Origin of the sequence: Sphingobium yanoikuyae, from assembly GCF_034424525.1 — a bacterium.
GTDB classification, from domain to species: domain Bacteria; phylum Pseudomonadota; class Alphaproteobacteria; order Sphingomonadales; family Sphingomonadaceae; genus Sphingobium; species Sphingobium yanoikuyae.
Genome location: NZ_CP139979.1, coordinates 1499092 through 1520507 on the forward strand (window position 1 = coordinate 1499092; position 21416 = coordinate 1520507).

A 21416-nucleotide genomic window follows, 5' to 3' on the forward strand; every position below is an offset into this window, starting at 1 on the left:
TGATCGCGGGCCGTCCGGGCAAAGCCTGGATGGTCGCGGCACAAGATAAGCTATTTTGCCTTTCTCTATGGAATGAGTAGATAGAGTGCCGAGCGTTTCGCTCCGCGGCTTTTGAAGGATGTCAGCTTGCTCCGCGTCACCAACGGCTAAAGCGCACGGTACCCAAGCGACAACGCCCGGTTTCGTGTTCCTCCCGCACAAGGAGAAGACGATGACCCACAAGCAAGCCCGTGTCCGCCAGCAGCGGCAGGACCAGATCCCGCAAATCCACATTCCCCATAGCAGCTGGTCGCGCGTCGAGCGCAACCGCAGCGCTGAGGCCGTGCTGGCGCCGGGCGATTTCTGGGCGCGATTGGGGCTTTAACGACCGTTCGCTTCGCGCTTGTCGAGAAGGGCCGCATAGGGTTTTCGACAGGCTCGAACCGAACGGATGTCGGGCCGCTTGTCCTTCCTAGCGAAACACCACCGTCTTGCCGCCATTGCGCAGCACGCGGCGGTCGGCGAGCCAGCCGACGGCGCGGGCCAGCACCTGGGCCTCGATATCGCGGCCGATGCGGATCATGTCGTCGGCGGTGGCACGATGGTCGACGCGCTCGACCGCCTGTTCGATGATCGGCCCTTCGTCGAGGTCGGCGGTGACGAAATGGGCGGTGGCGCCGATCAGCTTGACGCCGCGCTCATGGGCACGGTGATAGGGGCGGGCGCCCTTGAAGCCGGGCAGGAAGCTGTGATGGATGTTGACGCAGCGGCCCGCAAGCCGATCGACCAGACTTTCCGACAGCACCTGCATATAGCGGGCGAGGATCAGATATTCCGACCGGCTGCGATCGAACAGGTCGAGCAGGGCGGCCTCCTGCGCGGCCTTGTCGCCATTGGGCGGCAGCTCATGATAGGGGATGCCGTGCCATTCGGTGATGCGGCGCATGTCGGGATGGTTGGACACCACCCCCATGATGTCGACCGCGAGCGTGCCGGTCTGCCAGCGGTGCAGCAGGTCGGCGAGGCAGTGCGACCCCTTCGACACGGCGATCAGCATGCGCGGGCGTTCGGCCGCTTCGGTGAGGCGCCAATCCATGGCGAAGCGGGTGCCGATGTCGGCAAATTCGTCGCGCAGGCCGGCGGTATCGAAGCGCATGCCGGTATCGGTCGCCTCGAACGCCACGCGCATGAAGAAGAGGCCGGCCTCGCGGTCGGCATATTGCTGGCTGTCGGTGATGAAGCCGCCCCGTTCGGCGAGGAACTGGCTGACCGCCGCGACGATGCCGACGCGGTCGGCGCAGACCAGGGTCAATATCCAGGACGGGATGGTCTTGTCATTCACGGCAACGCCTCCAGCAACATTGCGCAGGCGTTGCCTCAAGCCGGGGCCGCGATCAAGCCTTGGCGCTGGTCATGGCGAAGATGCCGGTGGCGTTGCCGGTGTCGAAGGCGAGGTCCAGCGTGCCGGTGTCCGGGTCGATATCGCGGCTGATGAATTCGTAGAAGGAGCCGGGCACGCTGCGCAGATCGCGGTCGGCGAACAGGCGCTCGACACTGTCGGCACGGAAGGCGGTCTGGCGGACGCGGCCGGTGGCGGAGATTTCGAGCTTGGGCTTCATCGGCCGGTCTTCCGCCTTGAGGCGATCGGCCAGCGCGGCGACATCGGGCACGCGGTCGGTGGCATGGTTGAAGGCATTGCCCTCGGTCGCGATCCAGGCGGCTTCGTTGGAGCGGGAGAGCAGCAGCTCATAATCGGCAAAGGCCGGCGGTTCATGCTGGCGGTCGAAGGCGGAGACGATGACGGACAGGGCGGCGGCTGCGTCATTGAAGCCGACCGGTTCGCCGGCGGCATAGCGGTCGAGCAGGGCAATGGTCGGGGCGTCGAGCGGATCGCGCGACGTGCCGAAGATGCGGGTCGCGGCCGCGCCAAATTCCGCGTCGAACCGGTCGACATGCAGTTCGGAGAGGAAGAATTGCGGGATCGCCTCGGGTGCGTCGACATGGGCATAGGCGCGGCCGGTCATCTTGAGGCGATCGAGCGGATAGAGGGCGGCCATGCGATAGCCCAAGGGCAGGAAGATGCGGGTGAAGGCATCCTCGCCAGCGGGCAGGGCGCCGGTCGGCCCATCGGCAAAGCGGATGGTGCGCAGCGCGCCATGGTCGAACATCACCCGGCCACCACGCGCCAGCGTGTCGGCGACATAGGCCGCGCCGCTCGGCACCCGTTCGAGCAGGTCGTGGAACAGGATGACGTTCATCGCCATGGCAAAGGCGGCGCGGCTGACGGTCGGGCCGCTTTGCGCCAGCAGCGCGGGATCGATCGCCAGTGCGTCCAGTGCGGCCTTGCCGGCGTCTTCGCCCAGCACCGACTGAACCAGGGCGACGATGCTTCTTTCATTCTGTGACGACATAAGAACGCTCCACGATGACAGCGTCCTTATCGCAGGATAGGGTGGGTCGCGCAAATAGGGAGCTGTCATCACTTGATGCGGAACGGGAATGGATAGGGCGCGCAAATGGCTGCCGCCGATGAGCGCGCTCAACAGTTTCGACGCGGCCGCGACCCATGGCAGCTTCTCGCGCGCCGGGGTGGAAGTGGGGCTGACCCAGAGCGCGGTCAGTCGCCAGATCGCACTGCTGGAGGATTGGTTGCAGACGCCCTTGTTCGACCGGGTCGGGCGACGGGTGCAACTGAACGAGGCGGGACAGGCCTATGCCGAGGAGATCCGCCCGGCGCTCGACCGGATTCGGCGGGCGACCCGGCGGGTGGCGGCGCGGCGGGCGCAGGGGGCACTGCGGATCGCGACCCTGCCCAGTTTCGGCATGCGCTGGCTGGCGCCGCGCCTGCCGGGCCTCAGCGCGCTGCATCCCGATCTGGTGGTGGATTTCGCATCGCGATCCGACCCGTTCGATTTCGCGCAGGAGGAATTTGACGCGGCGATCCACTATGGCCTGCCGGAGGAATGGCCCGGCGTGGCACAGGATTATCTGTTTCGCGAGCAGATGGTGCCGGTCTGCGCGCCGGACTGGCTGGCGGCCAATGGGCTGCGGTCACCGGCCGATCTGCTGGGCAAGCCGCTGCTGAGCCAGAGTTCGCGGCGGGACGCCTGGGCGCGCTGGTTCGCGGCGGCGGGCGTCGAGGCGGGGCCGTTGCCGCCGGGGCCGGCGTTCGAGCATTTCCTGATGCTGGCGCAGGCGGTGGTGGCGGGGGCGGGCGTGGCGCTGATCCCCAGCTTCCTGATCCGGCCGGAGCTGGAGGCGGGCAGCCTGGTCATCCCGTTCGACCGCCCCTTGTCGAGCGAGCAGGCCTATTATCTGGTCTATCCCACGGGGCTTGGCGGCCATCCGGGACTGGCACGGTTCCGCGCCTGGATGCTGGCGAGCGCGGGCGCGGAATAGGCGCCCGCGCTAGGGTGCCTAGTTCTTCTTCGGCATGCAGTCCGCGCCGGCGGCCTTGATGCTGCTGCATAGGCGCGAGGCGTCGGCGCTGCTGGCGATCGGTCCGGCCTGAAGGCGGGTCACGCTGCCGGCCTTGACCAGATAGGGCTGATAGCCGGAGAGGCCGCTGACCTTGCGGGTCAACTGGCTCCACAGCGCACGGGCGCGGCCTTCGTCGCCGAACGCGCCAAGCTGGACGCGCCAGTCGCCGCCGGCGGCCGGTGCCGGCATCCTGGACGGCGCGGGCTTGGGCGGCGCGGGCTTGGAGGGGGCTGGTTTGGCTGCCTCCGGTGCCGGCTTGGGCGCGACCGGCTGCGGCTTGGCTACCGCGACCTGGGTTGCGGGTGCGGGAACCTGCTTCGCTGGTGCCGGGGCGGGAGAAGCCGGGCGCGGCTGGGTCGCTGTCGCGGGCAGGGTCAGGCTGGCACTGGCCAGGCTTTTTTCCTGCGCTTCCATCGACGAGGCCAGGGCAAGGCCCTGCTTGCGCTGGTCGGCGGGGATATATTTATCCATCTGCTGCAGGCTGGTGGTCGCCTGTGGCAGGCCGGAGGCGGAGGCGCGGGTCATCATCGCATAGGCGCGGACCCAGTCCTTGCCGACCATGTCGCCGTTGAACAGGGCGGTGCCGACAATATATTGCGCGCGGGTTTCGCCGCGGGCGGCGGCATGCTGCAGATAGGGCATGGCCCCGGCGCGATCGCCCTGCTGAAACATCAGCAGGCCCAGATTATCCTCGGCGCGGGCGTGGCCCTGCGCCGTTGCCTTGCGATACCAGTCGACGGCGCTGTTGAGATCGGCCGGAACGCCGCGGCCGAGCTTGTAGGCCTGGCCCAGATTGAACTGCGCATCGGGATCGCCGGCATTGGCGAGCGGGCGCCATTCGGCGATCGCCTTGGCATAATCGCCCTGCTGCCAGGCATCGACGCCGGCCTTCACATCGGCAAGCGCCGGCAAGGCGGCCGTCAACAGCGTGCCGAACGCAACGGCTCCCCAGATAGGCTTCATATCCATGCTCCAGACCGGAATATTCGTCCGGCACTATCGTCAAACAAGGTTAACGCCTTCTTAGCATTGCCGGATCCATGATGTGAAACCGGGGATAGGTGATCCTCAACAAGGTTGCCAGACCAGTTAACCGAATTTTAGGCGGCGCCATGCCAAATCGTTTCGGAACTGGATTTACCTGGGGGAAGGCGCGTGCGCATATTGGCATTGGCATCGCAAAAAGGCGGATCGGGCAAGACGACCCTGTCCGGTCATCTGGCCGTACAGGCGCAGCTGGCCGGGGCCGGTCCGGTCGTGCTGATCGACATCGATCCCCAGGGTTCGCTGGCCGATTGGTGGAACGAGCGCGAGGCCGAATATCCCGCCTTTGCCCAGACCACGGTTGCGCGGCTGGCCGCCGACCTCGAAATCCTGCGCCAGCAGGGCTTCAAGCTGGCCGTCATTGATACGCCGCCGGCCATCACCATGGCGATCCAGAGCGTGATTTCGGTTGCCGAACTGATCGTCGTGCCGACCCGTCCGAGCCCGCATGACCTGCGCGCTGTCGGTGCCACGGTCGACCTGTGCGAACGCGCCGGCAAGCCGCTGATCTTCGTCGTCAATGCTGCGACGCCCAAGGCGCGCATCACCTCCGAAGCCGCTGTCGCTTTGTCGCAGCATGGCACGGTGGCGCCGGTGACGCTGCACCATCGTACCGATTTCGCCGCCTCGATGATCGACGGGCGCACGGTGATGGAGGTCGATCCCAAGGGCAAGTCGGCCGCCGAAGTAACGGGCCTGTGGAGCTATATCTCCGATCGCCTGGAAAAGAATTTCCGCCGCACGGTCTTTTCCGTGCCCCAGAACAGCGTCGGCACCGCCGCTGCTTCGCGTCCCGCCGGTGGTGGCTTCGGCCGCCGCGTCGTGCAGTAAGAAAAGGGGGCTATCATGGCTGAAGCCAAACCGATCGCTTCCCTGACGTCCGGCCTGCTGGCGCGCAAGGGCGCAGCCACGCCGGCAATGCGCCGCCCGATGCTGGGCTTTGGTCGCCCGAGCAATGCCGGCATGGTGTCCGACGATCTGGGCTGGAACGACATGGGTTTCGACGTGCCGATGCACGATGACGAGCCTGCCGCGCCGACCGCGCCCGTCGCCACCGGCCTGACGCCGATGACCACGGTGCTCGCACCGGTTCCGGTCCCGGCGGTCGTGACCGAACGCGAGGAACTGGCCGAGCGCGTGGCGCAGGTTGTTCTGCCCGAGACGGTGGAAGCCGAGCCGGAACCGGCCGAACTGGTGATGGCTGCCAAGCCGATGCGGGCAAAGCCGGCGCCGGTGCGCGCCGCACCGGCCAAGGCGATGGCAGTCGATAACGCACGCAAGGCGGCCTTCACGCTGCGGCTGGATGCGGGCCGTCATCTCAAGCTGCGTCTGGCGGCGGCCGTGACTGGCCGGTCGGCGCAACAGGTTGTTACCGAAGCACTGGATGCTTTCCTCGAAGGGCTGCCCGAGATTGATCGGCTTGCCCAGCAATTGCCGCACTGACGCGGCGATCTTTGATTATAGGTGGGTAAGGTCATGAAACGAACGGCATTTGGCAAGGCGGCCGTTTCCTCCTTGATGGTGGCGACGACGATGGTCGGCTGCACCGGCGCGGCATTCCATCCGCGATCGGCGGCGGTCAAGCACGCCAACCCCGGCAAGCCGGCCGAGGCGGCAGAAAAGGCGCTGGCGGATCGCGACGGCGCAAAGGCCGTGCAGGCAGCGGAAGCGGCCGTGCAGGCGGCGCCCGACAATGCGCAATATCGCCAGCTGCTGGGCCGTGCCTATGTGCTGGATGGCCGCTTCGTTTCGGCCGAGACGGCCTTCACCGACGCGATGACCCTGGGCAACCGCGATTCGCGCACCATCGTCAGCCTGGCGCTGGTCGAGGTGGCGCTCGGCAAGAATGATGCCGCGCGCGATCTGCTGGCGGCCAATACCGACAATGTGCCGGCGGGCGATTATGGCCTGGCGCTCGCCATGGCCGGTGATCCGACCGAAGGCGTCCGCATCCTGTCCGCCGCGATCCAGGATCCGTCGGCCAATGCGCGCACCCGCCAGAACCTGGCCTATGCCTATGCGCTGGCCGGTCGCTGGAAGGATGCGCGGCTGGTCGCCGGGCTCGATCTGGCGCCGCTTGCCGCCAATCAGCGTATCGCCCAATGGGCCGGCATGGCCGACCCGGCACTGGCGCCGCAGCGCGTCGCCGCGCTGATGGGCGTTACCGTCAACGGCGCCGATCAGGGCCAGCCGGCGGTGCTGGCGCTGGCGCCCGCTGCGCCGGATGCCGCACCGGTGGCGTTGGCCGCGGCGTCGACCGAGCCGGCCCCGGTACTGGACCTACCGACCGGATCGCCGATCGAGATGGCGGCGGCAGAGCCGGCCCCTGCCGCGTCTGCGCTCAACACCCGGATCATCGAAACTGCCGTGCCGGCGTCCACGCCCGCACCCGCGGTCAAGGCTGCGCCCAAGCCGATGACGGTCCTGGCCGTCGCCAAGACCAAGCCGGCCAGGGCCAAGGTTGCTCCCGCTGCCAGCCCGGCGGCTCGGATGCAGCAGGTTGCCTATATCAAGCCGGTGACCACGGGGGCGAGCGCCTGGGTCGTTCAGCTTGGCGCCTTCAATTCGCCGGCCGTGGCCAAGGAAAAATGGACCAGCATGGCGCGCGTCAACGGACGCATCGCCGCCTTCCCGGTGCTGACCAGCCAGGCGACCGTCAATGGTCGGACCTTCCACCGGATCGCGATCAGCGGCTTTGGCAGCCGTGCGGATGCGCAGACTTTGTGCCAGTCGATCAAGGCGCAGCACGGCCAGTGTTTCGTGCGGGAAGGCGCACCGAACGCGACGCCGCAGCGCTGGGCCGTGGCATCGACGCGCGGTCGCCAGTTCGCATCGCGCTGATTGCACGGCGCCTTCGGGCGTGACCATCACGTCTTGCGGGCCGGGCCGAAAGGTTCCGGCCCGCAATGCATTTGCGCGCCGCGAGTGCCGCAATCGTGCGATGCGCTGAATTTCGGATTGTCTGGAGCCAGCCCGGCCTTGCCAAGGGCTGAAATAGTGGCTCCCCGAGTAGGATTCGAACCTACGGCCATTCGATTAACAGTCGAATGCTCTACCGCTGAGCTATCGGGGAGCAGCCCCGCTTGCGCCGGGCAGGCCGCGCATATGCAGCGGCTTGTCCCAAATGGCAAGCGCTGCTTTTGCCATTCCTCAAAAAAACTGTGCATGTGCATACGCTTGCGGAACGGGCGCATTCTCGTCCTTTCCGCCGGTTTTTCAGGTTTCGCCGATGTGGATGGCAAGCCAGATGGTCGGCGCGTCCGTATGGGTGACGCGGTGCGGTATGCCCGCGCGAATCAGCCGATGATCGCCCGGTTCCAGGCGATAGGTGCCAATCCCTTCCAGCAGCAGTTCGGCGGTCCCGGCCAGCACCAGCACCCATTCATCCCAATGCTGGACATAGGGGCGCTCTGGCGGTGTGCTGTGACCGTGGGATATGATCCGTTCGATCCGCACGCCCGGCATCGACACTATATCCTCGAACAGTTCCTCGGCCGCATGTCCGGACGGGATATCGAGCAGGTTGGTCGGCGCGTCGACCGGCAATGCAGGAGGTGGGCATGTCATCGGCGCATGATGCCGATTGGCGGAAAATTGGAAATGGGGGTTTTTACCGGGGCGTCAGCCTGTGGGACGGGGCGTGCCATCTCCGTTGTCGCCGCGCTTGTTGCTTGAAATCCTGCGCCTATCGTGCTGACCATGCGGCCTGGCCGTTCGGCCCAATGTCAGAACAGGGGTTTGATACCGTGACAATGATATCCCGTTTGCTGCTGTCGGCGGCAATGGTGGCGGGCGCGTGCGCCGCGCCGGCAATCGCGCAGCCCAAGCAGGTGCTGACCCACGAAACGCTGTGGATGATGAAGCGCGTCGGCGCGCCGGTGGCGAGCCCGGACGGCAAATGGGTGGTCTATGCGCTCAGCGAACCATCCTATGAGAAGGATGGCGCGGTCAGCGACCTGTGGATCGTGCCGGCCGACGGATCGGCCGCGCCGCGCCGCCTGACCGCGACCAAGGCGGGCGAGGGTGATCCGGCCTGGGCCCCCGACAGCCGCCGCATCGCCTTTTCCGCCAAGCGCGAGGGCGACGATGTCGCGCAAATCTATGTGCTGGACCTGGCCGGTGGTGAAGCCCGCCGCGTGACCAGCATCCCGACCGGCGCGGGCAAGCCGATCTGGCGGCCCGATGGCCAGGCGATCCTGTTCGAAAGCGCGGTCTATCCCGGCGCGATGGACGCCGCCGCCAACAAGAAGACGGCCGAGGAACGCAAGGCGCGCAAATATAATATGCGCGTCTATGAGCATTTCCCGATCCGCTACTGGAATGACTGGCTGGACGACAAGCGGCCGAGCCTCTGGGTCCAGCCGCTGGCGGAAGGTGCGCCGGCGCGTGATATCCTGTCCGCAACCAGGCTGGCGCAGGCCGATGGCTTTGGCGGCAATGCCCAGAGCGACGGCGGCATGACGCTGGCGCCGGTCTGGAGCCCGGACGGCAAGGAGATCATCTTCACCGCCACCACCGAACGCTGGAATGCGGCCCATGCCCGCGTCAATTTCGGCCTCTATCGCATGAATGCGGACGGCGGCGAGCCGGTGCTGCTAACGCCGACGCCGGGCGAATATGGCGACATGAAGTTCACGCCGGACGGCAAGAGCCTGATCTTCAAATATAATAGCCAGGGCGAGGAGGTGTATGACCTGGCCCGGCTGCATCGTGTCGCCTGGCCGGCGGGCGGCGCGGCGACGCTGCTGACCGGAGCGTTCGATCGCGAGGTAGACGGTTATGCCGTGACCCCCGACAGCCGCAGCCTCTATCTGACCGTGCCGGACGCGGGGATGGAAAATCTCTATCGCGTGCCGGTGAGCGGCGGCACGCCCGAACTGGTGATCGCGCCCAAGGTCGGCGGCTATGCCGGGATCGACATTCCGTCGGACGCCAAGTCGACGCAGATTATCGCCAGCTATGGCAGTTCGGTGAACCCGGCGGAAATCGTGCGGATCGACCCGGCGGCCAAGCGACACAAGAACCTGACCAACGTCAACACCGCGCTCGCCGCGACGATCGACTGGGCCAGCCCGGACCATTTCTGGTTCACCACCGACAAGGGCCGGCGCATCCACAACATGATCGTCACGCCCCCGGCGTTCGACCCGGCGAAGAAATATCCGCTGATGGTGCTGATGCATGGCGGCCCGGCATCGTCCAACATAGACCAGATCGGCCTGCGCTGGAATTATCACCTGCTCGCCAGCGCCGGCTATGTCGTGCTGATGACCGACTATACCGGCTCGACCGGCTATGGTGAGGCCTTCTCGCGCGCGATCAAGCTTGATCCGCTGCGTGGCCCGGCGAACGAGATCAACCAGGCGGTGGATGAGGCCGGCAAGCGCTATGCCTTTATCGACACGGCCAATGCCTGCATCGGCGGCGCCAGCTATGGCGGCCATCTCGCCAACTGGATGGAGGCGACCACCACCCGCTACAAGTGCATCGTCAGCCATGCCGGCGAAGTCGACCTGCTGACCCAGTGGGGCACCAGCGATTTCAACTATGGCCGCGAAGTGGCGAGCGGCGGTCCGCCCTGGGGCGACAGCCCGGTGTGGCGCGACCAGAGCCCGATCACCTATGGCAAGGACTGGAAGACGCCGATGCTGCTGACCGCGGGCGAGCGCGATTTCCGCGTGCCGCTGGCGAACACGCTGGAAACCTGGTCGACCTTGCAGCGGATGCAGGTGCCCAGCCGCCTGCTGATCTTCCCCGATGCCTGGCACTGGATCACCAAGCCGGAGGATAGCCGCCAATTCTACCGCGAGGTGCAGGGCTGGCTGGCCCATTATCTGAAGGGGGCGCCGGAAGTGAAGGGCGGCCCGATCGCCGCGCCCGAAGCGGCCAAGGCGCAGTAAGCCCAAAGAAAAAGGCCCGGTCGTTCATCGACCGGGCCTTTTTCCATCAGTCCTTTTCGACCTGGCTGACGTCGCGCACCGCGCCGCGCGCGGCGTTGGTGGTGAGCGCCGCATAGGCGCGCAGGGCCGGCGAGACGTTGCGCTTGCGGCCGAACGGCTTCCACGCCTTCTTGCCGCGCGCCACCATCTCCTCATGGCGCTTCGCCAGTTCGGCATCGTCGACCAGCAATTGGATGCCGCGATTGGGGATGTCGATCAGGATCGGATCGCCGGTCGCGACCAGCGCGATCAGGCCGCCTTCGGCCGCCTCGGGCGAGACATGGCCGATCGACAGGCCCGACGTGCCGCCGGAGAAGCGCCCGTCGGTGATGAGCGCGCAGGCCTTGCCCAGCCCCTTCGACTTCAGATAGCTGGTCGGATAGAGCATTTCCTGCATGCCGGGGCCACCCTTGGGCCCTTCATAGCGGATGACGACGACGTCGTTCGCCTTCACCTCATTGCCCAGGATTCCCGCGACCGCCGCGTCCTGGCTTTCATAGACACGGGCCGTGCCATGGAAGGTCAGGATGCTGTCGTCGACGCCGGCGGTCTTCACGATGCAGCCTTCGGGCGCCAGATTGCCGAACAGCACGGCGAGGCCGCCATCCTTGGAGAAGGGATGTTCGGCGCTGCGGATCACGCCGGTCTGGCGATCCATGTCCAGTTCCTTCCAGCGATTATTCTGGCTGAAGGCCTGGGTGGTGCGCACGCCGCCGGGCGCGGCCTTGAAGAATTCCTGCACCGCCTCGCTGTTGGTGCGGCTGATGTCCCAGCGGTTGATCGCCTCGCCCATGGTGGTGGCGTGGACGGTCGGCAGGCTGGTGTCGAGCAGGCCGGCGCGTTCGAGCTGGCCCAGGATCGCCATGATGCCACCGGCACGATGGACATCCTCCATATGCACGTCCTGCTTGGCCGGCGCGACCTTGCACAGGCACGGCACGCGGCGCGACAGCCGGTCGATATCGGCCATCGAGAAATCGACGCCGCCTTCATGCGCGGCGGCCAGCAGATGCAGCACCGTGTTGGTCGAACCGCCCATCGCGATGTCGAGGCTCATCGCATTTTCGAAGGCTGCATGGCAGGCGATGTTGCGGGGCAGGGCGGATGCGTCATCCTGCTCATACCAGCGGCGGGCGAGGTCGACGATGGTGTGGCCGGCTTCGCGGAACAGCTTCTCGCGATCGGCATGGGTCGCCAGGATCGAGCCATTGCCCGGCAGCGACAAGCCCAGCGCTTCGGTCAGGCAGTTCATCGAGTTGGCGGTGAACATGCCCGAGCAGCTGCCACAGGTGGGGCAGGCGGCCTTCTCGATCGCGGCGACTTCCTCGTCGGTGTAGCTCTCATCGGCGGCGACGACCATCGCGTCGACCAGGTCGAGCGCCACGGTCTTGCCGCGAATGTCGGCCTTGCCGGCCTCCATCGGTCCGCCCGACACGAAGATGACGGGGATGTTGAGGCGCATCGCGGCCATCAGCATGCCCGGCGTGATCTTGTCGCAGTTGGAAATGCACAGCAGCGCGTCGGCGCAATGGGCATTGACCATATATTCGACGCTGTCGGCGATCAGATCGCGGCTGGGCAGCGAATAGAGCATGCCGTCATGGCCCATGGCGATGCCGTCATCGACCGCGATGGTGTTGAATTCCTTGGCGACGCCGCCGGCCGCTTCGATCTCGCGCGCGACCAGTTGGCCCAGATCCTTCAAATGGACATGGCCGGGCACGAACTGGGTGAATGAATTGGCAATGGCGATGATCGGCTTGCCGAAATCCTCGTCCTTCATGCCGGTGGCGCGCCAGAGGCCGCGCGCGCCCGCCATGTTACGGCCGTGGGTGCTAGTGCGTGAACGATAATGAGGCATTTTGCGCCGTTCCTGTAATCTTGTTTCCCTGCAATGGCTGCCCCCTACGCCTTTGCGCAAAGGTTGTGAAATATATTATTGAAGCGGTATAAGGTCGAAGGGAGACTTTATCGCCATGGACCTTCGCCCGCTGCGCCATTTTCTGGCTGTTGCCGACACGCTGCATTTCGGCCGGGCGGCGCAGCGCCTGGGCATGACCCAGCCGCCGCTCAGCCAGTCGATCCTGGCGCTGGAGCGGGAACTGGGCGCGCCGCTCTTCACCCGGTCGAAGCGCAATGTCGCACTGACCGCCTTTGGCCGGCAATGGCTGGAGCATGTCCGTCCGGCGGTGGAAGCGGTCAGCGCGCTGCCGGACATTGCCCGCCGCCTGCGCGACGGCAGCGCGGGGCAGATTGGCCTCAGCTTCGTGAGCACCGCAGACTATAGCCTGTTGCCCGCGCTGGTGCGCGATTATGCCGCCCGCTTCCCGGAGGTGGAGGTCGCGCTGACCGAGGCGACCAGCGACGTGCAGATTGCCGATCTGATCGACGGGGTGAATGATGCCGGCATATTGATCGCCCCTGATGGCGCGCTTCCCGATGCGCTTGCCTATATGCCGTTGCTGCGCGAGCCGCTGGTGGTGGCGGTGCCCGACGGCTGGGTGGCGGATGACCAGGCGCAGGGTGATCCCTGGCTCGACCGGCCGCTGATCCTTTTCCCGCGCCGGGTGGCGCCGGCCTTCCACGATCTGGTGAGCGGCTATCTGGCCGGCCGAGGGCAGCCGTTGCTGATCCGGCAGGAGGCGATCCAGATGCAGACGATCATCAGCCTGGTGTCGGCGGGCATGGGCATCGCGCTGGTGCCGGCGTCGCTGCGCAACCTGGCGCGAACCGGCGTGCGCTATCTCGACCTGCAGGATGCGCCGATCCTGGAGACCGGCCTTGCCTGGCGGCGGGACGATGATGGCGCGACGCTGGCGGGGTTGCTGGGCGTCGCCCGCGCCATGGCCTGAACAGAAAGAGACCCCGTCGCACAAGGGATGCGACGGGGCCGAGGTTCAGGGAGGTGTCACTCCAAGGGGGGGAAGAAGTGACAGCCACATCTATAGGTCCGGTCCATGAACCTTATGTGAAGCAAGCAGAAATTTTCTGCGGGGGCGGTTTCGCGCCAATAATCGCCACGCTGGGCTACCAGCGTTCGCCCTGGGTCGAGGCGATGACGGGGCGCTGGTAGGAGGCGTCTTCCCTGCTCCAGTGGGGCTTGAGGAAGCCCTTCACATTGGCGGAATAGACCCAGCTCGCATCGGTGTCGGCGGTCATCTCGATCGTGCAGCGTCGGGTAAGCAGCCGCCATTCGCCGCCGCGCTGTTCCAACTGGTCGATGTAGCGGCCAAAGGCGATCGTCGTGGTCTTGCCATCCTGCCAGAACAGGCCGCCGACCGTGTAGCTTTCGCAATAGGCGGTGTCGCCGTCGATCTCGCACAGATGGTTGGTGATATTGTGGCTGGTCGACAGGAAGAATTTGCCATGGCCCATATTGGCCCGCGCCGCATAGTCGGGCGCGCGGGTGATGATGGGGCCATGCTCGTCCACGCCATCCTCCCACCAGCAGCTGTTGATGATGTCGACATCCTGCCGGTCGCGTCCGCGGCATTCGCGCAGGATGCAATCGCGGATCGCCTGCCGGTCCTGCAGGTCGCGCACGGTGGCGCGCAGCGCGGCGACTTCCTGTTCCAGGTCCATCTCCAGCTCTTCCCTTTCAGTCCTGCGGCACCAGTTGCACCTGCATCATCTCGCCATTCGGCCCCATCGGGCTGTCATGTTCCTCGACCAGGCAGACGGGGTTGCTGTTGCTGGCGAAGAGTTGCAGTTCGTCGGCCTTGCGGATGTCGAGCATCGCGGGATCGGACAGGCCCTTCATCGCGGCCTGATAATCGGCCAGGCTGTTCCACCAGATTTCCATGATGCAGTCATAGCCGGGATGAATGACCTCGCCGGTCAGCGGGTTGGGCTGGGGCGTGACATAGCGGCGGACATAGCGCTGGGCATTGGGGAGGGCGGGCTTGGCGCCCATCTTCTGCGACAGGCGCGAATGCTGGTTCTCATAATAGTCCATGAACTGGTCCATGGAGAGGTCGTCGCGCTTCCTGAGGAAGACGATCTGCTTGATCATGGCTCTCCTCCCGCGCTCAATATTGCCGTTCGCCGGTGGCGTCCGACGCCTTGAAGCCGTCGATCGGTTCGATCGCCTTCATCATCACCAGCGGGATCAGGCGATCGGTCGACTGCTGATAGCCGGCATAGGCCGGGAAGACCTGACACATGAAGGCCCAGACCCGATCGCGTTCCTCGCCCTGCGGCTCGCGCCAGGTCGCGCGGAACGCCTGGGTCGCGACCTGGAAGTCGACTGTCTCGCTGTCGCGGATATTGAGATACCAGGCGGGATGATGGTCGGCGCCGCCCTTGGACGCGACGATCACCACTTCGCCGCCGATATCGCCATAGATGAGGGTGGTGATGAAGGTCTTGCCGCTCTTGCGGCCGGTATAGCGGATCATGCAGTGGGTAGTGAAGCCATGACCGCCGACGGCGCTGATGTCCATGATATGGCCCTGCGCCCCGCCCGATCGCAGATACATGTCGCGATGCTCGCTGATCCAGTCCTTGCGCGTGTCGCGGATGGCGGCGGAACTGTCGTCGCTCATGACGGCCTCCTCTCTGTCAACTTCGGTGTAAACCAGCCCGGCGCCGGACGGACCTGAAAAGGGCGTCGCCATGGCGATGCTTGGCCGATCGGTTCAGCGGATGATCCGGGTATATTGGGGCAGCGGCGCGACGCCGTAGCTTTGCCGGTAGGAGGGCGGCCGGCGATCGCCCGCGTCGCGCAGCCCGTAATTTTCGGCCAGTTCCGCGCCGATCAGGGTCTGGCCGGCATGGTGCGCCAATGCCGGATCCTGCGACAGCGCCCAGATGACATGGCCGGTGAACTCGGGCGTTTCGACCATCTTTTCCAGATAGGCATATTTGGCCGGGTCCGACGCGATCAGTTGCAGCAGGCGTCCGGTGCGCAGCGCGCCCATCCAGATCGACAGGGCGGTGACGCCGGTATCGCGCAGGTCGACGGCCATGTCGGCCGCCATCTTGTCCTGGCTGACCTTGTGCGCGCCATAGCCGGGGCCATAGACATAATGGGAGGCGCCCGACCCCGATGTGAAGACGATCAGCCCCTGGCCGCGATCGACCATCATCGGTGCCGCATGATAGCTGGCGACATAGGAACTGCGGATGCCGACGGTGATGATGTCGGCCAGCTTCAGCGGCTTTTCCCAGAAGCGGCCGGGCAAAGTGAGTTCGTCATGGATGGCGGCGACATTATTGACCAATATGTCGATATGCCCCTGTTCGGCGCGCACCCGGTCGAACAGCGCGCGGGTCTGCTCGTCATCGCCATGGTCGACCCGCACGGCAATGCCCTGTCCACCGGCTGCCGTCACGGCGGCGGCGGTTTCGTAGATGGTGCCGGGCAGGGGGGCGTCGCCGGCCTTTTCCGAGCGCCCGGTGACATAGACGATGCAGCCATGCTGGCCGAGCGCGGTGGCAATGCCCTGGCCCGCGCCGCGACTGGCGCCGGTGACGACCGCGACCTTGGGTGTCTGGCTCATCCATTCTCTCCTTGGGGCGCCGGGCTAACCCAAGCAGTCTGTGCCTGGCCATGCAGATGCTGGAGATATCGCTTCGGCGTTAGGCCGGGCTGGGCGGATTGCCGACCAGCTCCAGTTCATGGCCGTCGGGATCGTGGATCATCAATATGGAGGGGCCCTTGCCCGAGGCGCGGATCGCACCGACCGGATAGCCCGCTGCCTGCATGCGCGATGCAACGCCCGACAGATCTGGCACGCGCAGCACGATCTTGGCGATGCCGTTGTCGGTGGGCGGCGCCTTCTGCGCCTTGTCGTGCAGCAGGATCAGGGTCAGCCGGCCGGCCTTGCCGTCGGCGCAGAGCATGACTTCGGTCACTGGCCCATGTTGCAGCGTGGTGGCGGGGACGAGGCCGAGCGCGACCTGATAGAAACGCAGCGCCTTGTCGAGATCGGCCACGGGCAGGCCGGGCGCTATCAGGGTCGCGCCGACCGGTGGTGGCGTCTGGGCACGGAGCGGGGCCGCGCCGACGGGCAGCAGAGCGAGCAGAAGGGCGATGTCGCGCATGGTTCAGGCAGTTTCGCTGGCGGTGGTAACCGGGGCGTCGTCCGTCTTCCGGCGCTGCTTGATCTTGTCGAAATCCGGCTCGAACTTCGGGCGCATGGTGCCGCACAGTCGGTCCCAGATCGTCGTGTAGCCACCGAAATTGCCGGTGAAATAGCGATGATGCTGATCGTGGAAGGTGGCGGAGATGAACCATTTGGTCGCCCAGCTGCGGTTCCACCAGCGCGGCAGCATCTCATAGCCGGAATGGACATAGAGGCCCATGATGATGTTGGTCGGCACGATCAGCGCGACGGTCGCGTCATGGACGGTGAAGACGGCCAGGAACAGCGGCACGAAGCCGCCATTGATCAGCGATTCCAGCGGGCTGACCGACAAAGTGGTAAGCAGGTTGGGGGAGGTCGACTTGTGATGCAGCTTGTGGACCCAGCTATAGACCGGTTCCTTGTGCATCCAGCGGTGCAGCCAGTAGAAATAGGTGTCGAACAGGAAGAAATAGAGCGCATATTCGAGCGCGATCGTCCACCAGACGGCGGGCGCCGGATTGAAGCTGATCGCGCCGATTGCGACCAGCTTGGTCTTGATCGTGCCGAGCAGCAGGCCTGTGATGGCGAGGTTGATGACGGCAAAGCCGGCTTCGTTCCGGAAAATTTTCCACTTGAAGCCGCGCGGCTGGATCTTGCGCGCCTTGAAATAGCCGCTGACGATGCCTGCCCCGATCCCGGTCGCGACGAACAGGCCAAGCCATAGCGAGAGAAGATGCTCGCCCTTTCCCAGATATTCCAGCACGCCGGTCCTTCCCGTTGCAGACAGAAGGGTCTGCTATCATGGGATGGGCCGGGGAATTTGTCGGCGCTGACACATAGGCTGGAAATGCGGGCGGACGCTCAGCCCCGATTGGCGTTGATCCCGTCCAGCACGAAATCGGCGATCGCGGAGTCGATGCTGGCATCGTCCGCCAGCCCCGCCGGATAGAGCCAGTCGCGAAACAGCCGATTGGCGAGCACCGCGGCAAAGGCGGCGCGGACCATCAGGCGCGGATCGACGCGTGGCCTACCCTCGATCCGGGCCGACTGGACGGCGGCGCCCTGCTCGAAATAGGCGGCCAGGCTCTCGATCGGATTGCCGGTCTCTCCCGCCGGGCCGCCAGTCAGCATCATCGCCCGCAGCAGTGCCTCATGCTCGGTGACGAAGCGTTGCAGTTCGGCGATGTAGAGGCGTGCGGTATCCGCGCGGCTGGCATCGTCCTGCGGCACCGGATGATCCGCATTGAAGCGTTCGAGATGCTGGCTGAGCGGGCGGAACACGGCTTCCTGGAACAGTGCGGCCTTGGACGCGAAGCTGCGAAACAGTTGCGCCTCGGTCGTGTCGGCGGCGCGGGCAATGGCGGCGGTCGTCGCGCCGGCATAGCCATGGCGGCGAAATTCCTCCTGCGCCGCCTGGATCAGTCGGCTGGCGACCTCCGCCGAGGATCGGCGCGGCCGCCGGGCCGGCTTGTTGGCGTCGCCGCCGTTCATGCGCGTAGGCGCGCTTCGGACAGGTCAAGCTCACGGGTGAGCTTGCGCCCGACCTCGCTGCCGATCTTGCGGCTGCGCAGCAGGGTGAGGAGGGCGGCGCGTTCCGCCGCGACGCCGACCATGCGGAAATCGCGGAACAGGGCGCCCTGCGCACGCAGGCTGTCGGCTTCGGCTGCGCCTAGGGCCTCTATCCGCTCGCGATACAGGTCCATCACGCGCGCGCCAGCCTCGGCATAGCGTTCGGCATGGCCATGGGTTTCGGCCAGGTCATGCTGATGCCGCTCGATCGCCTGGATCGCTGCCTCGGCGGTGACGATGCGGGCGGCGTCCTCTTCCGCGGCCTTGTTGGCTTCGGCCGGCATGTCGAGATTCTTGAGCAGCAGCGGCAGTGCGACGCTGGCCAGGATCAGCGACAGGATGATGACCCCGGCGGCCAGGAAGATGGCAAGGTCGCGCGCCGGAAAGGGCGTGCCGTCGTTGAGCGCGAGCGGCAGGGTGAGCACACCGGCAAGGGTGATGGCGCCGCGCACCCCGGCGAAGGAGGTCGCCGCCACCAGCCGCCAGTTGGGCCGGCGCGGACCATCGACGCCGCGATACTGGTTGCGCAGGATGGTGAAGCGCAGCGACAACCACACCCACAGGAAACGCAGCGCAGCCAGGCCAGCGACGATCGCGACCGTGTAGAGTGCCAGCCAGCCGGGTTCTGTATGGCCGGTCAGCGCCACCGTGCGCTTCGCTTCGGCAAGGATGCCGGGCAATTGTTCGCCCAGCAGCACGAAGATGATGCCGTTGAGCGTGAACTGGATCGTGTCCCACACCGAATTGCGGCGCATCCGGGTTTCGGCCATCGCCTCGCGCGAGATTTCGGCGAAGGTCATCGTGACGCCGGCCGCGACGGCGGCCAGGATGCCGGAGGCATGGACATGTTCGGCCAGGATATAGGAGCCGAAGGGGATCAGCAGGCTGACCAGGATCTGCGATCCGGTTTCCTCGCCCCAGCGGCGCGTGACCCAGGCCTTGGCGCGCGACACGACCAGCGTGACGCCGACGCCGATCGCGATGCCGGCAAAGGCAAGCCAGAGGAAATTGAGTGCGGCATCGCCGGCCGAGAAGCTGCCGGTCAGCGCCGCCGCAATGGCAAAGCGCAGGCAGACCAGGCCCGATGCGTCGTTGAGCAGCGACTCCCCTTCGAGTATGTGCATCATGCGCTTGGGAATGGGCACGCGCGCGGCGATGGCGGACACGGCGATCGGATCGGTCGGCGAGACAACGGCGGCGAGTGCGAAAGCGACGGCGAGCGGCATCGCCGGGATCATCCAGTTGATGAAGAAGCCCATGCCGATGACGGTGGTCAGCACCAGCCCCAGCGCCAGTTCGACCACGGTCGAGGCGTCCTTGAGCAGTTCATCCTTGGGAATGCGCCAGCCGTCGAGGAACAGCAGAGGCGGCAGGAACAAGAGCAGGAATATTTCGGGATCGAGCGCGACCCTGTGCGATGTCGACAGGCCGATGATCGCGCCAAGGGCGATCTGGACCAGAGGTGTCGGGATGGAAATCGGCATCATGCGCGACAGGGCGCCACTGACGACGACAGCCAGCAACAGAAATAATACGACCGAAATGACGTCCAAATCTTCGCTCCAACTTATATGCCGGGCGACACTAGGCGGACGGATTGCCGATGGGCAAGCGCCGGGCGCGAATTTTCCTTCGATTTCAGCACCGCAACGCGGCTGTCATGCAGCGGACCTAGAGGGTTAACATTATTTGCCGTTCGGGGACGATTCGATGAATGCAAGCGTGGCAATTGGCGGGGCACGCCGGCCCGAGATGGACAAGGGGCTGGGCATGGCCGGCTCGATCGGCTTTGGCGCTGCCATCATCGCCGCGCTGATCTATGTCGTCTACAGCGTCTATAGCGATGCGACGGCGGTGGGCTTGGCGCCGACCGCCTATCTGCCCTTCCTGCTGCTGTTCCTGGCGCTGCTGATCGCGCTCGGCTTCGAATTCGTGAATGGCTTCCACGACACCGCCAATGCGGTCGCGACGGTGATCTACACCAATGCGATGCCGGCCAATATCGCGGTGGTCTGGTCGGGCTTCTTCAATTTTCTGGGCGTGCTGCTGTCGACCGGCGCGGTCGCGTTCGGCATCGTGTCGCTGCTGCCGGTCGAACTGATCCTGCAGGTCGGGTCCAGCGCCGGTTTCGCCATGGTGTTCGCGCTGCTGATCGCGGCGATCCTATGGAACCTCGCCACCTGGTGGTTGGGTATCCCGTCGTCCAGCTCGCACACGCTGATCGGATCGATCATCGGCGTCGGCGTCGCCAATGCGCTGTTGCACGGCAAGAGCGGCACGTCCGGCGTAGACTGGAGCAAGGCGACCGAGATCGGCCAGGCGCTGCTCTTTTCCCCGCTGATCGGCTTTGGCCTGGCGGCGCTATTGTTCGTGGCAATGAAAGTCCTGGTCCGCAACAAGGCGCTCTATCGCGAGCCGCAAAATGGCATGCCGCCGCCATTGTGGATCCGTGCGCTGCTGATCTTCACCTGCACCGGCGTCAGCTTTGCCCATGGCTCCAATGATGGGCAGAAGGGGATGGGCCTCATCATGCTGATCCTGATCGGCACGGTGCCGACCGCCTATGCGCTCAACCGCGCGGTGCCGGCTCGCTACACGACCGAATTCCATGCCAATTCGATTGCCGCCACGGCGGCGCTTGGCCAGCATGCGCCCGCCATGATGCAGCCGGCCGAGGCACGGGCGCAGGTCACGCGCTATATCGCCGACAAGCGTTTTGCCGACACGACCATGCCGGCGCTGTCGGTGCTGATCGCCGATGTCGATCGGCAGGTGATGAATTATGGATCGCTGGCGCAGGTGCCGGCCGCTGCTGTCTCCAACATCCGCAACGACATGTATCTGGCCTCCGAAGCGATCAAGCGACTGGGCAAGGAGAAGGCGGCGGGGCTTTCTGAAGCGAAGATGACGGCGCTGACGACCTACAAGGGATCGCTCGATGCCGGCACCCGCTTCATTCCGACCTGGGTGAAGATTGCCGTCGCCTTTGCGCTGGGCCTGGGCACCATGGTCGGCTGGCGGCGGATCGTGGTCACGGTGGGCGAGAAGATCGGCAAGACGCACCTCACCTATGCGCAGGGTGCATCGGCCGAACTGGTGGCGATGGCGACGATCTTCGGCGCGGACCATATGGGCCTGCCGGTATCGACCACCCATGTCCTGTCGTCGGGCGTGGCCGGCACGATGGCGGCCAATGGATCGGGTCTGCAGATGGCGACGGTGCGCAACCTGCTGATGGCCTGGGTGCTGACATTGCCCTGTTCGATCCTGCTCGCAGGGCTGCTATATATGGTCTTCGCGCAGATCTTCTGATCGACAGGAGCGGCATATCGGCGAC

General features: G+C 65.7%; 21 protein-coding genes and 1 tRNA gene. 8 read left to right on the forward strand and 14 right to left on the reverse strand.

Annotated features, from left to right (window positions below; translation table 11 throughout):
* Positions 1-211: 211 nt before the first annotated feature.
* Positions 212-364 carry a hypothetical protein gene (locus U0025_RS06960; protein WP_004212243.1) on the forward strand — a complete coding sequence of 51 codons (153 nt, stop codon included), beginning with the start codon at positions 212-214 and terminating at the stop codon, positions 362-364.
* Between the two features lie 87 nt (positions 365-451).
* Here the strand turns inward: U0025_RS06960 and purU are convergent, their stop codons facing one another.
* Positions 452-1321, reverse strand: a complete 870-nt coding sequence (purU, locus tag U0025_RS06965) for a formyltetrahydrofolate deformylase (protein ID WP_004212244.1) — start codon at positions 1319-1321, stop codon at positions 452-454.
* Between the two features lie 52 nt (positions 1322-1373).
* Complete coding sequence (locus U0025_RS06970; protein WP_004212245.1) at positions 1374-2390, reverse strand: DUF1338 domain-containing protein; 1017 nt, start codon at positions 2388-2390, stop codon at positions 1374-1376.
* A gap of 88 nt (positions 2391-2478) precedes the next feature.
* On the opposite strand from U0025_RS06970, the gene gcvA reads away from it, so the two are divergent.
* On the forward strand, positions 2479-3378 hold the full coding sequence (gene gcvA, locus U0025_RS06975) for a transcriptional regulator GcvA (protein ID WP_004212246.1): 900 nt from the start codon (positions 2479-2481) through the stop codon (positions 3376-3378).
* Positions 3379-3396: 18 nt separating this feature from the next.
* On the opposite strand, the gene U0025_RS06980 is transcribed toward gcvA, so the two are convergent.
* On the reverse strand, positions 3397-4428 hold the full coding sequence (locus U0025_RS06980) for an SPOR domain-containing protein (protein WP_037491417.1): 1032 nt from the start codon (positions 4426-4428) through the stop codon (positions 3397-3399).
* A 186-nt stretch (positions 4429-4614) separates the two neighbouring features.
* Between U0025_RS06980 and U0025_RS06985 the strand changes: the two genes are divergently transcribed.
* From U0025_RS06985 to U0025_RS06995, 3 genes are read left to right on the forward strand one after another with little or no spacing between them, the layout of a single operon-like run.
* The gene (locus tag U0025_RS06985; RefSeq protein ID WP_004212248.1) at positions 4615-5334 is read left to right on the forward strand and encodes a ParA family protein; all 720 of its coding nucleotides are present in this window, start codon (positions 4615-4617) and stop codon (positions 5332-5334) included.
* A 15-nt stretch (positions 5335-5349) separates the two neighbouring features.
* On the forward strand, positions 5350-5946 hold the full coding sequence (locus tag U0025_RS06990; protein WP_004212249.1) for a hypothetical protein: 597 nt from the start codon (positions 5350-5352) through the stop codon (positions 5944-5946).
* A 33-nt stretch (positions 5947-5979) separates the two neighbouring features.
* Entirely contained in the window at positions 5980-7344 is a 1365-nt protein-coding gene (locus tag U0025_RS06995; RefSeq protein WP_004212251.1) for an SPOR domain-containing protein, read from the forward strand.
* A 157-nt stretch (positions 7345-7501) separates the two neighbouring features.
* On the opposite strand, the gene U0025_RS07000 is transcribed toward U0025_RS06995, so the two are convergent.
* Both U0025_RS07000 and U0025_RS07005 read right to left on the reverse strand, forming a co-directional pair.
* A tRNA-Asn gene (locus tag U0025_RS07000) sits at positions 7502-7576 on the reverse strand.
* A 143-nt stretch (positions 7577-7719) separates the two neighbouring features.
* A complete protein-coding gene (locus U0025_RS07005; RefSeq protein ID WP_004212254.1) occupies positions 7720-8070 on the reverse strand; it encodes a cupin domain-containing protein in 351 nt (116 codons plus the stop codon).
* 185 nt (positions 8071-8255) lie between these two features.
* On the opposite strand from U0025_RS07005, the gene U0025_RS07010 reads away from it, so the two are divergent.
* Positions 8256-10403, forward strand: a complete 2148-nt coding sequence (locus tag U0025_RS07010) for a dipeptidyl-peptidase 5 (protein WP_037491427.1) — start codon at positions 8256-8258, stop codon at positions 10401-10403.
* Positions 10404-10449: 46 nt separating this feature from the next.
* Here U0025_RS07010 and ilvD read toward each other — a convergent pair whose 3' ends face one another.
* Positions 10450-12303, reverse strand: a complete 1854-nt coding sequence (gene ilvD / locus U0025_RS07015) for a dihydroxy-acid dehydratase (RefSeq protein WP_004212257.1) — start codon at positions 12301-12303, stop codon at positions 10450-10452.
* A gap of 115 nt (positions 12304-12418) precedes the next feature.
* On the opposite strand from ilvD, the gene U0025_RS07020 reads away from it, so the two are divergent.
* Entirely contained in the window at positions 12419-13294 is an 876-nt protein-coding gene (locus tag U0025_RS07020) for a LysR family transcriptional regulator (protein WP_004212258.1), read from the forward strand.
* Positions 13295-13469: 175 nt separating this feature from the next.
* Here U0025_RS07020 and U0025_RS07025 read toward each other — a convergent pair whose 3' ends face one another.
* From U0025_RS07025 to U0025_RS07060, 8 genes are all read right to left on the reverse strand, one after another.
* Entirely contained in the window at positions 13470-14024 is a 555-nt protein-coding gene (locus U0025_RS07025; protein ID WP_004212259.1) for a nuclear transport factor 2 family protein, read from the reverse strand.
* Positions 14025-14040: 16 nt separating this feature from the next.
* A complete protein-coding gene (locus U0025_RS07030; protein WP_004212260.1) occupies positions 14041-14454 on the reverse strand; it encodes an EthD domain-containing protein in 414 nt (137 codons plus the stop codon).
* Positions 14455-14470: 16 nt separating this feature from the next.
* Positions 14471-14986, reverse strand: a complete 516-nt coding sequence (locus tag U0025_RS07035; protein WP_004212262.1) for a nitroreductase/quinone reductase family protein — start codon at positions 14984-14986, stop codon at positions 14471-14473.
* 93 nt (positions 14987-15079) lie between these two features.
* Positions 15080-15943 carry an SDR family NAD(P)-dependent oxidoreductase gene (locus tag U0025_RS07040; RefSeq protein ID WP_004212263.1) on the reverse strand — a complete coding sequence of 288 codons (864 nt, stop codon included), beginning with the start codon at positions 15941-15943 and terminating at the stop codon, positions 15080-15082.
* 79 nt (positions 15944-16022) lie between these two features.
* Entirely contained in the window at positions 16023-16487 is a 465-nt protein-coding gene (locus U0025_RS07045; RefSeq protein WP_004212269.1) for a VOC family protein, read from the reverse strand.
* A gap of 3 nt (positions 16488-16490) precedes the next feature.
* Positions 16491-17273 carry a sterol desaturase family protein gene (locus tag U0025_RS07050; RefSeq protein WP_004212271.1) on the reverse strand — a complete coding sequence of 261 codons (783 nt, stop codon included), beginning with the start codon at positions 17271-17273 and terminating at the stop codon, positions 16491-16493.
* 98 nt (positions 17274-17371) lie between these two features.
* Positions 17372-18001 carry a TetR/AcrR family transcriptional regulator gene (locus U0025_RS07055; RefSeq protein WP_004212273.1) on the reverse strand — a complete coding sequence of 210 codons (630 nt, stop codon included), beginning with the start codon at positions 17999-18001 and terminating at the stop codon, positions 17372-17374.
* The gene (locus tag U0025_RS07060) at positions 17998-19632 is read right to left on the reverse strand and encodes a Na+/H+ antiporter (protein ID WP_004212275.1); all 1635 of its coding nucleotides are present in this window, start codon (positions 19630-19632) and stop codon (positions 17998-18000) included. Before U0025_RS07060 ends, U0025_RS07055 begins: the two co-directional genes overlap by 4 nt.
* A gap of 199 nt (positions 19633-19831) precedes the next feature.
* On the opposite strand from U0025_RS07060, the gene U0025_RS07065 reads away from it, so the two are divergent.
* Positions 19832-21391, forward strand: coding sequence for an inorganic phosphate transporter (locus U0025_RS07065; protein ID WP_080604558.1), 1560 nt, complete (start codon positions 19832-19834; stop codon positions 21389-21391).
* Positions 21392-21416 lie beyond the last annotated feature (25 nt).